Source organism: Methylobacter sp., assembly GCF_004322395.1.
Taxonomy (GTDB): domain Bacteria; phylum Pseudomonadota; class Gammaproteobacteria; order Methylococcales; family Methylomonadaceae; genus Methylobacter_A.
This window is the reverse complement of the sequence record NZ_SCTW01000137.1, coordinates 1-11,058: the sequence shown is the minus strand read 5'-3', so window position 1 is coordinate 11,058 and position 11,058 is coordinate 1. Positions and strand designations below refer to the sequence as shown.

Annotated in this window: 12 protein-coding genes; 8 read left to right on the top strand and 4 right to left on the bottom strand. The window is 48.9% G+C overall.

The window, feature by feature from the left end:
- Positions 1–357: 357 nt before the first annotated feature.
- The 3 genes from EPO18_RS18240 to EPO18_RS18230 form a co-directional block, all read right to left on the bottom strand.
- Positions 358–1,104 carry a DUF5765 domain-containing protein gene (locus EPO18_RS18240; protein WP_292435862.1) on the bottom strand — a complete coding sequence of 249 codons (747 nt, stop codon included), beginning with the start codon at positions 1,102–1,104 and terminating at the stop codon, positions 358–360.
- A 110-nt stretch (positions 1,105–1,214) separates the two neighbouring features.
- Positions 1,215–1,643: a GlcG/HbpS family heme-binding protein gene (locus EPO18_RS18235; RefSeq protein ID WP_292435860.1), complete on the bottom strand. Its 429-nt coding sequence runs from the start codon at positions 1,641–1,643 to the stop codon at positions 1,215–1,217.
- Between the two features lie 29 nt (positions 1,644–1,672).
- On the bottom strand, positions 1,673–2,275 hold the full coding sequence (locus EPO18_RS18230) for an arylesterase (protein ID WP_292435858.1): 603 nt from the start codon (positions 2,273–2,275) through the stop codon (positions 1,673–1,675).
- A 1-nt stretch (position 2,276) separates the two neighbouring features.
- On the opposite strand from EPO18_RS18230, the gene EPO18_RS18225 reads away from it, so the two are divergent.
- A complete protein-coding gene (locus EPO18_RS18225) occupies positions 2,277–2,963 on the top strand; it encodes an ABC transporter ATP-binding protein (protein WP_292435855.1) in 687 nt (228 codons plus the stop codon).
- A 342-nt stretch (positions 2,964–3,305) separates the two neighbouring features.
- Entirely contained in the window at positions 3,306–3,794 is a 489-nt protein-coding gene (locus EPO18_RS18220) for a hypothetical protein (RefSeq protein ID WP_292435852.1), read from the top strand.
- A 235-nt stretch (positions 3,795–4,029) separates the two neighbouring features.
- Here the strand turns inward: EPO18_RS18220 and EPO18_RS18215 are convergent, their stop codons facing one another.
- Positions 4,030–4,338, bottom strand: a complete 309-nt coding sequence (locus EPO18_RS18215; protein WP_472850912.1) for a DUF6916 family protein — start codon at positions 4,336–4,338, stop codon at positions 4,030–4,032.
- 90 nt (positions 4,339–4,428) lie between these two features.
- On the opposite strand from EPO18_RS18215, the gene EPO18_RS18210 reads away from it, so the two are divergent.
- The 6 genes from EPO18_RS18210 to EPO18_RS18185 all read left to right on the top strand — a co-directional run.
- Entirely contained in the window at positions 4,429–4,917 is a 489-nt protein-coding gene (locus EPO18_RS18210; RefSeq protein ID WP_292435848.1) for a GNAT family N-acetyltransferase, read from the top strand.
- Complete coding sequence (locus tag EPO18_RS18205; RefSeq protein WP_292435846.1) at positions 4,914–5,621, top strand: aspartyl/asparaginyl beta-hydroxylase domain-containing protein; 708 nt, start codon at positions 4,914–4,916, stop codon at positions 5,619–5,621. The genes EPO18_RS18210 and EPO18_RS18205 overlap by 4 nt, the downstream gene beginning before the upstream one ends.
- Before the next feature lie 443 nt (positions 5,622–6,064).
- The gene (locus EPO18_RS18200; protein WP_292435843.1) at positions 6,065–6,745 is read left to right on the top strand and encodes a phage tail protein; all 681 of its coding nucleotides are present in this window, start codon (positions 6,065–6,067) and stop codon (positions 6,743–6,745) included.
- Between the two features lie 42 nt (positions 6,746–6,787).
- Entirely contained in the window at positions 6,788–7,741 is a 954-nt protein-coding gene (locus EPO18_RS18195; RefSeq protein WP_292435841.1) for a hypothetical protein, read from the top strand.
- A gap of 510 nt (positions 7,742–8,251) precedes the next feature.
- The gene (locus EPO18_RS18190) at positions 8,252–8,434 is read left to right on the top strand and encodes a hypothetical protein (RefSeq protein WP_292435838.1); all 183 of its coding nucleotides are present in this window, start codon (positions 8,252–8,254) and stop codon (positions 8,432–8,434) included.
- 259 nt (positions 8,435–8,693) lie between these two features.
- Positions 8,694–11,058 (top strand): DUF4347 domain-containing protein (locus EPO18_RS18185; RefSeq protein WP_292435836.1); only part of this gene is annotated, 2,365 nt, incomplete at its 3' end.

Genomic DNA, 11,058 nt, shown 5'->3' with positions numbered 1-11,058 from the left:
GGGGCAGGAGCCCCTTCTGCTGACCCTCGACAAAAGCGAGGAGCACAGGAACAAAGCGGCAACCGGGTCGCCTTTTCTTTGGTTACTTTCTTTTGGCGACGCAAAAGAAAGTAACTCGCCCTCGGGTGCGAGAACCCGATTCAAATAACCGTCGCACTAGCGACACCTTTAATACTGAAATATTAAAGCGGTCTAAATTCGACTAACTGCGTAACATCAGTTAATAAGATTTTTTCTGATATGACAATGTGTTGCGTTTAAATTTCGGTTTCATTTCGAGGTTTAAGAACAAGCCGTAACACACAAATTTCTGCGTTCATCATAATCATCTGCGTTCCATTGCATTAGCACTAGTAGCTATGTTTTCAAATACTTCCACCAAAACCAGTTGCGCACATGTAAGTAACCTCGTATCGGTGTTTTGACCAATAACAGCAACAAACCTATTGAATACAGGCACCAAACCGCCGCCCATTCGTTGGGATTAGTAGTGGTCAGATATGCCAGGAGCGGTCCGGTAAAAAAATGGTAACAGGTCATTTTCCATGAACCGTACAAAATAGGCATTACAAATGCCGCAACAATATACATGTTGAACAGTACAAGATTTGCCATAGCCGGGATTTCCCAAGCGATATGCCAATCGCCGGAAGTAGAGCAGATACGCCTGCCGCAAAACGGTACATTGAACGACTCGGCATATTGGCTGATCAGAAGAAACCGGGTTTTAACCTCGTAACAGAAAGTAGCCCATTCGAAAGGGTACAGGCGTATTAACAAGCAGACCGTGGCTACCAGGCAAATAAAATAAACCGGTGCGGAAATCTTGTCCCTGACTTTTTCGGGAATAAAATACATTGATACCGCGTTAACAAAAAAAGGTTGGAAAGCAATATGGATGTAGCCTAACAAAGTTGCCACTTGATTGCCGGGATTGGCGCAATCGTCAATCACCGTATAGGTATAGGCCTGCAAGGCCTCCATTAATGAAAAGAAGCCCAAAGCATAACAAAGTGGGGCAGGTTCTTTTTTATAATAAAAATAAGCGGTGCTCGATAACCCGATAGTCGCTAATACAGTTGACGCTTCCCCACTCCAGCACATAGGTTTTCCATTAATTTATTAATCCGAATAGGCTATCCGGATTGTTTGGTTTTAGTTATTCCCGTTTAAAGCAGGGAATAGGTTTATATATTCAAGTCAGTCGATTAATCTCAAACCCCCGCTATAAACCCCACCGCCTCAATACCTGCAATTGCGCAACGCTCGTCCTGATCGGAAATATCTCCGCTGATACCCACCGCGCCGATCACATTATTTTTGGTGTCGCGGATCAGAACGCCGCCCGGAACCGGCATTATCTTTCCATCCGCCATGTTGAGTAAGGCATTCATAAAGTCGGGTCTTTCCAGTGCCACGCTTGCCAGACTGCGTGACGATATGCCCATGCTGACTGCGCCCCAGGCTTTAGCGGTAGCGATTTGTTCTCTAATCATGGTCGCCCCGTCTTCCCGTTGCATGGCTTTTAAATGTCCCGATGCATCCAAAACCACCACGGTAATCGGCGCCATGTTGAGTTTACGGGCTTTATTAGTCGCGGTATTTATAATCAGATTGGCTTTTTCAAGTGTTAATGTTTTCATTTAAATATCTCTTCATGTTGAAGTTATTGTTATTTTAATAGAGGAAGCAACTGCGGCCATACTTTATCCGCAATGAACGGCTGCCCTTTGGCATTAGGATGCAGGCTGTCCGCTTGCATCATATCCTTGCTCAGGGCAACATCTTCCATGATAAAAGGCACATACGGAACGCCCGTCTCCTTAGCTAACTGCGGGTAAATATTATAGAAAAGATCGGTATAGCGCTTGCCGTAATTGGGTGGAATTTTCATACTCAGCAACAATACCTTTGCACCGGCTTTTTGCGCTCGATGGGCAATCTCGGCAAGATTGCTTTTTATCAGCGTCGGCGACAAACCGCGCAAGCCGTCATTAGCACCCAGCTCAATGATCACGACATCGGGTTTGTGCAAAGTCAAAGCCCGGTCTATACGCGCCAAACCGCCGGCCGTAGTATCGCCGCTGATGCTTTCATTATGAATAATATAATTGATGCCTTTTTCGTTCAGTTTTTGCTGCAATAAGGTCACCCAGCCTTGCGAGACTTCAATTCCGTAACCGGCACTGATACTATCTCCCAATACAACAATGGATTTGGCCGTAGCCGTCATCGAAATTAACGAAATTATCATAGCCAATAAGAATCTGATCATTATGCAAACCCAACCATTAAACGACATTATAAAAACGGAAAACCTGGGTAAATCGGTTATCACGTCCGATGGAATGTTGCATATCTTGTCATCCATAGATTTGATAATCAAATCCGGTGAAAGTATTGCGATCGTCGGCGAGTCCGGTTCAGGTAAATCCACCTTAATCAGCCTGTTGGCAGGATTGGATATGCCGACTTCCGGATTTGTCAGTTTGAACGGGAGATCATTAACCACAATGGATGAAGACGGCAGGGCGGCGATGCGTAACGAACTGGTAGGTTTTGTGTTCCAGTCCTTTCAATTACTGCCGGGATTGACTGCGCTGGAAAACGTGATGCTGCCTTTGGAGTTAAGCGGCGATAAAAACGCCAAAGTTTCAGCTGTTGCATTGTTGGATAGAGTCGGCCTGTCGCACCGTTTATCGCATACGCCCCAGAAACTTTCCGGCGGCGAGCAACAGCGCGTAGCCTTGGCCAGAGCCTTTGTAACCCAGCCCGCAATTTTGTTTGCCGATGAGCCGACCGGCAATCTGGACAGCAAAACCGGCGCGACCGTTATTGAGTTGCTGTTCGAGCTTAACCAGGAGAACAACACCACATTAATTTTAGTAACGCATGACCAAGTTTTGGCGGCTCGCTGTCAGCGCATCATTAAACTCGACTCCGGGAAGATAGTAGAAAAATAACGTTATAAAGCACTTGGTTATGTTGATGTTTACCCCGAATTTCAAAGAAATCTCGCCATTTGTCTGATCAATGGTAAATCAGTTGCTACTGAGTGATGACGAATAGAAGTTTATTTTTCCATTTAGGATATGGTCGGCAATAACTTCCCGAAACTTGGACTTAAGGTTCCCTCGATGAGCGCAAAGCGTGAGAACCGCAAACGGAAGTTTTTTTTGGCGAAATCTTTATGGCGATGCGTACGTCCGAATCTGGTTAAAATATCAAAAACTAGCTCAATCAATGCACCAACAGGTTAGGGCAGACTTTGGCTCCGATCATCAACAAAGAGGAAAGACAAGGCTGTGTTTGAAAACCTATTAACCTTGCAGATCACTGATTTTATTTCCGGTATAGGTATTCCTGTACGGGCCGGAGAAACTCCTGACAATGTTATTTTGCCCGGCATTCTAATTGATAAAGGCGCATTGGTTGTGGACGAAACTAAGTTGAAATATTCTGGGGATTTACTGCACGAAGCTGGGCACCTAGCGGTAATGCCCAGTACGCAACGCAATGCTTTATATAACGATGTCAGCAAAAACGCTGGTGATGAGATAGCCACGTTGGCTTGGTCATGGGCGGCGCTGGTATATTTAAATTTGCCACCGGAAGTCGTATTTCATCACGATGGCTATAAAGGCGAATCAGATTGGCTGATAGCTACTTTTAGCAATGGAGGTACTATGGGTGTACCGTTGCTACAGTGGATGGGCTTAACCGCCGAACCAAGCAAGGCCGAACAATTAGGCTGGAAGGCGTTTCCGCACATGCAACGGTGGTTAAGAGAATAACGCTACACTTGCTGTTTCGAGTGTAAAAACACCTGTAACGATAAGCTTGGGTAATCTTGAAAGTTCCAACAGGATCCGGCAGCTCTCAAACCAATATGGCCTGTACCCAACTTTCTCGTTTGGCTGAGCGCCGAGTACTTGGTTTGACTTTGTCTGTTGAATTTCTTCCCATAACCAAATGTATCCACAACGTTCGGTGGTATCGGAGAGGTGACGTGCGCCGAACCCGCTATGCTCAAGCAAACAATATCTGATAGTAGCGCTCGTTATCATTCGTAGCAGCGGGACTTCCTGATGACACGGGCACAATGCACCATTGGTGATGCCCCAATGCCGGATGCTCGATTAGATAAGTATCCTGTAACAAGGCCACATCGGGCGGTCCGATGAAAATCAAGGACAGCGGCGTGCGAAATTGTTCTGGTCGATTGCCGCGGGGCAATTCCGTCGCCTCGCTTAACTGCACGTCAATCAGACCTGCTTGCGTGTGTACCATGAAGTTTGTGCCCACCAACGGAGCGAATTGTTCAAGACCAAGATTCATAGCCATCCTTTAATAGAAAGTTGCATCGGAAGTCGACGGCGCGCATGATAGCAGAAAAAATATTTTAAACTTCGTAAAAAATTTATAGATATGTCGCCGCCCGATTTTCATTTACGTCCCGTTGATGAGCGCGATCAAGACTTTATCGCCGCACTGTATCGCTCGACTCGCGAAGATTTGCTCGGGTTGCCGATGGATCCCATCTTTATCGATAATTTGATTCGATCCCAACAACAAATTCACGCACTTGGGGTGCAGCAGCATTATCCGAATGCCCAAACCAACGTTCTTGAATATCAAGGCCAATTGCTGGGACGTATGGTATTCGAGCGCAACACTACCGGCGATATTCGCTTGATCGATATTGCAGTATTGCCTAGCGCTCAAAGACAGGGTTTGGCGCGGTATATGTTGCAATATCTTCAACAGCTGGCCGATACGCATCAAGCTAGCTTAAGTTTGCGCGTGTTCAAGAACAATCTCAAAGCACGCAGGCTCTATCTTTCTGCCGGCTTCCAACTTGTTGACGAAGACGAAGTGAGCGAACAAATGTGCTGGCGAGCAGGAGTTGCGGCATGAAGCAGGTTACCCGCTATTTGCGTTTGCCGTTCGAATTCGACCTGGCCGCATTGCAAACCGATTTGCAGCGCTTATTGCCGGACCAATGGGTGCTTCATTACAATGACCAAGCCAGCGACGGGTATTGGCACTGTCAGGCATTGCGCTCGCCTCATGGCCGCAGCGACGATATTCTGGCATTTTCGGATAACCATTTCCTTGATACGCCGCTATTGGCACGCTGCCCTTATTTCCAGCAAGTCCTGCAATACTTCAAATGCGAAACCAGCGCCGTGCGTTTGATGGCATTGGCTCCCGGCGGCGTCATCCACGAACATACCGATCCTGGAACCAATTTTGAAGACGGCGTCGCGCGCTTGCATATCCCCATTATTACCGACCCTGACGTATTGTTCTGGCTGGATGGCGAACCGGTTCATTTTGCCGCAGGCGGCACTTGGTACATGAATGCCAATTGCCTGCACCGGGTTGAAAATCGTAGCGCGGTGCATCGCATCCATTTGGTGCTCGATTGCATCCCGAATCAATGGCTGACCGATATTTTTAACGCGGCCGGTTTTATTGCCAATCCCGAACCGAAATATGGCGACCCCAGCATTACCGATGCAAATGTGCTGGAGATCATTGCTGAATTGCGGCAAAGCGGCACTGTGACGGCACTGGATTTGGCCAATCGATTGGACGCGGCACGGCACATCCAATAAACAATCGATACAATACTGATCGATAATATGTTGCTTTGCCTCCAATAAAAATAATGTCCGGAACTGAGCCCGGTCACTACGGAAGAAAAGGCAGGCGTAAACAAGATAACGGTTATGTTGAGTTATCGGTCGGCCGACGAAGCCTAAATGGCTTGTCGCTGCTATTTGCCCCTGATTTTTTTTGTTTGCTTTAACACTGTGATCTGATATTGTTTCGCCCCGGTCAGCCGACGACTAGTTTGGCTAGAATTAAAAAAATATGAACTGCACCCGCTGGCCTTTCCAATTTGGTAAAAAATGAATTGCACCTAAGAGTTAAAGCTAAGTCTTGGTTTTATCTTGTCAATTGGAATTTAAGTAATTGTATTATCAGTAATAATCTTATAGTGCAGCGATTTATTATCGTTGCGTCTTAGTCATGTACAGTAAAACAGGAATTTATTATGGAAGCATTTATCGGAACCATCCTGCCGGTGGGATTTAATTTCGCACCAAGAGGCTGGGCTTTTTGCAACGGTCAAACATTGCCGATTGCTCAGAATTCGGCGTTATTTGCGCTGCTAGGCACGATGTATGGCGGAGATGGGCAAACTACTTTTGGCTTGCCCGATCTGCGCGGGCGGACCGTCGTCGGATCGCAGGGCAATGGGCCAGGCTTGGCACCGGTTAATCAGGGTGAAAAGGCAGGTACAAACAATACAACGGTTATCTCTACCGGTACAGCAACGGTAGCCCTCACTCAGGCCAATTTGCCGGCGCATACCCATACGGCAACGGCGAGTTTAAGCGGCTTAACCGCCACCTCGACGCTTAATGCCACTTCGAATGGACCAGGTAGTCCGGCGCCTGCTGCCAACGCCACCTTGTCCAGTACCGGCACAGGTCCTACCTCTGGTGCAATGTATCTAGCCACGACCGGTCCGGCTACGAATTTAGTTCCACTGAACACTGAAAGTGTGAGCACGGTAATTGGTGGTACTGTTTCAGTGACAAACGCCGATACCGGCAACGGCACACCATTGACGGTTCCGGTCACAACCACTAGCACCATTTCCAACATGCAGCCTTATCTTGGGCTTAACTACATAATTTGCATGGAAGGCATTTTTCCTTCCAGAAATTAAACCTGTTAGGCGCGGCTTGACCGCGCCTTCCTCTTCTATCCCATGTTGAATGAACGGCAGTTATCACGCGGCCAACCTGTCGCCTCAGACGCTTTGACTTCATTGCGCAATTGGTTTCCGGTTACCCTGCAAGGCCGGGAAATCATTTGGCGGCATGTTCCAGGCCGCTTTACTGCTTCGTTTTTCGCCGATACATTGCAACAGCAAGATCCGGCGCAACGTTATATCTGCCGCACAGACTTCAATTGGCTGACGCGTCTGGAACCGGCACTGACACCGAGTGCGTTTATTTTTCATACCTCGCGCTGCGGCTCCACCTTGCTCACTCAATTATTGTCAACTCTGTCTTGTTGTATTGTAATGTCGGAGCCGCCGGTCATTGATGCTTTCTTGCGCTTCTATCAAACAGAACCCGAATCCAGTGGCGGCAGCGCCAGCCTGAGACAATTGATCCTAGCCTTGGGACAACAACGAAATCCTGAAGAAACTCACTTTTTCATCAAACTAGATAGCTGGCATACTCAATTTTTGCCGATATTTCGCGCTGCTTTCCCGGATACGCCATGCTGGTTTCTTTATCGGGAACCGGAAGCCATACTTGCATCCCATCAACGCCAGCGTGGACCGCAGATGGTGCCCGGTATGATCGCCACGTTAGCGGCGGAAGTATTGGAGGCAGAGGATTTGGACGGCTATTGCGCCAAGGTTCTGGCCGGATTTTTCGAAGCGGCGCTTGCTAACGTAGCACATTTGCAATTAATTAATTACCAGCAATTGCCGGATATTCTATGGCAAGACTTGCTGCCCCGGCAGGGACTCGATTGCACTTCGGAACAACTGGAGCGGATGCGGCAACGGGCCGGTTTTCATGCCAAAAGCCAGGGCCTCCGGTTCAGCGGCGATGAGTCGCCCGCCTCATCGCATCCGATACTGCAACAACGGGTAGCACCGCTGTATGCAGAGCTCGAACAATGCCGCAGTCGCACTTTAGCGTAAAGTATTTATACTTATTGCACTTCAAATTTCAGTGTTTTAATTCCCTCTCCCGCTGTAAAGACGGATGGCGTCAGGGGACTCAAAAAACCGAAATTTGAACATCAAAAAGTACGTCATATTCGGAAGCTGCCACAGGTTACTGTTGCACAACAAACCCTAAAAACAGGTGTTTTTGCTCTATATTGCTATTTTGATAAAAAGTAATTTCAGGCAGCATTAGAATAAATGAATGCACGATGTAGCAATGATGTAAGTTCGGTTTATGGGGGAGGTTGTAATTGTTAAGTTGTGTTGTTACACTGAGACTAAGTATTAATACTTATATAATTAAGTGCCTTCTCTTAACAAGGCTTTACCGACCGTTTAAATGATGCCCCGCTATCATTTTATTTTCGGTTTACCAAGTTCAGGCCCACCTTGTTGGTTGCCATTCTGCGTTAGAATCCGCGTTTTTCACGTAGATATGACCAGTTTTCGTTAGGTTCTCTTTTTAATACAGTGCCGGCACAAATGAGTGCCGGCAGTGAACTTGGGCCGGTAGACGATGTCGAGCAGTGCAAAGTGGTTGTACTCGGCTTGTTTGCTTCGTTTTGTGAGAGATATCCGGATAATGCAGTAATTTTGATTTTCAGTTGGGGAGCGATGTTCTGCACCGCGTTCGGCCCAAGGTTGAATCCCAGCCAAAGAGTGTGACTGTTCTCTCGATTTGTTCGAGAAGTATTGCCGGTTTTCTTTTTGGAGCGGCTCTTTGTGCCGTCAGGCTTACATCATTGCAGCCAAGCCGTTGAAGCAGGGAACTCTTGTGTCTAAATTGAAATCGCAAAGGCTAAATAGGCTTTGCTATGAGTACAAATTAAAAAGCATTTCCGAGCAACCTTTAACTTAAGCTCACAATGCCGCGTTTAAATCAGGCTTTTGGCAACCCGTTATCACTAAAGCAGAAAGTACTAACATGAAATTTATCAATACCATGCTTAAAGGAAAACCAGGCAAAATAAATTCAAACCTGCCGGCTCCTGCAACCGATAATGACTTTCTATATAAACCCCGCCGAACCATGATGGCGCTGGAGCCGCGCATCATGTTCGACGGCGCGGCAGTAGAGACGGTTGCAGAAGCGGCAGCCGAGCCTTCATCCCCCGTGCAGGATGCTGCCGCTATAGAGACGGCCAATCTTGTCGAAGCAGCGGCCGATGTGCCGCCGCCCGCCGTTCAAGCGCCGGTTCGCACCGAAGTCCTATTTATCGAAAGCAATGTCACCGACTACCAGATGCTGATTGAAGGCGCCAAGCCCGGCACGGAAGTGCATGTGTTGGATGCGGGTCAGGACGGCCTGGCGCAAATGGCGCAGATTCTGGATGGCCGTAGCGGCATTGACGCTATTCATATTGTGTCCCACGGCTCCGAAGCCTCGGTAGGTTTGGGTTCGCTTACCCTAACCGCGCAAAACCTGTCAGACCATGCCGCCGATCTAGCCGCCATCGGTCATGCTTTAAACCAAAATGCCGACATTTTGCTGTACGGCTGTAATGTGGCTCAAGGCTCCGATGGCGAGGCGTTTATTGAGGCTCTGACTCAGGCAACTCAAGCTGATATAGTGGCATCCACCGATGCGACCGGTACCAGTGCCTTTGGCGGTGATTGGAACCTGGAATCCAATACAGGGCCAGTTGAAACGGCATTGTTCGCTGATGGACAAGTTTTATCGAAGTATTCCGGTTTGTTGGCCACGGGAACGATAACGTTTACCGCCGATGATGTTGCCAATTTCGCCGATGGCATTGCTGAAGATGGTAATGGTGGATCGTCAGACCTTCCCGGCATCGTCATCCAAGTACTCAACATAAGCGACACTAGCGGCACCAACGTAGGTGTTGCAATGTCATGGCAAAATGATACGGCATTGGCCAATACTGTATCTTTTTCCGGCTTGACTACGTTTGATGTCGGCTTGTCAGGTTCTGGCTGGAAAGGGATGGAGATCAAGAGTTCCGACGGCTCGGAATTTCAGATCAACCAGTTCAGTTGGTACGACTGGGGTTGGATTGGAGGCACGGTCAACGTGGTGGGTTACCAGAATGGCAGTCAAGTCACTTCGACCACCTTCACGGCCAACTCCTCCGATGCCATCACCACCGTGGCCCTGGGTAGCGGCTTCGACTATGTGGACGATGTGCGTATTACCTACGCTAGCGGCAATGGCTGGTCCACCATCAACAATATCGTAATCGCCGATGCCGTTCAGCCACTGTCCATCACCTCCGCTACCTATGACGCCAGCACCAACTCCCTCGTAGTAACCGGAGTCGGTATGACCGCCACGGGCGGCGCAACCAACGATATCGATGTCACCAAACTGACCCTGACCGGACAGGGGGGCGCAACCTATACCCTGACCTCGTCGAACGTTGAAATCGATTCGGCAACCCAGTTTACCGTGACGCTGAACGCCGCCGACCAGATCAATGTAGAAGGCTTGCTGAATAAGAACGGTAGCTCTTCTGTTGGCGGCACGACTTTTAATATCGCCGCCGCTGCCGATTGGAATGTTGCCAATACCGGTAACGCCGACCTGACCGGTAACGGCATCACCGTCAGCAACGTGCAGGCGCCAACCATCACTTCTTCCACTTACGACGCCAGTACCGGCAGTTTGGTGGTAACCGGCACTAATCTTGTGAAAGCCAGCGGAGCGACCAATGATATTACCGCCAATAAGCTCACGTTTACCGGGGAAGGCGGCGCGACCTATACTCTGACCGATACCTCGAACGTCGAAATCACGTCCGGCACCGCGTTCACCCTCACCTTGAGCGCGACCGACCAAGCGGCGATCAACCAGATGCTTAACAAAAACGGCACCAGTTCTACCGGTGCTACGACTTACAATCTGGCTGCGGCCGATGACTGGAATACCGTCATTACCAATGGCGACATTTCCGATTCAACAGGCAACGGTATTACTGTCAGCAATGTCGCGGTGCCGGCCATCACCTCGTCCACCTACGATGCCAGCACTGGCGCGTTGGTGGTGACCGGCACCGGTTTCCTGTCGAAGTCCGGCGCGACCAACGACATCGTCGCGAACAAATTCACCTTCACCGGCGAAGGCGGCGCGACCTATACCCTGACCGATACCTCGAACGTCGAAATCACGTCCGGCACCGCGTTCACGATTACCTTGAGCGCGACCGACCAAGCCGCGATCAACCAGATGATCAACAAAAACGGCACATCATCGACCAGCGGCACCACCTATAACCTGGCCGCGGCCGAAGACTGGACCGCCGGAGCGGCGGCCGGGGTCACCGATGTGG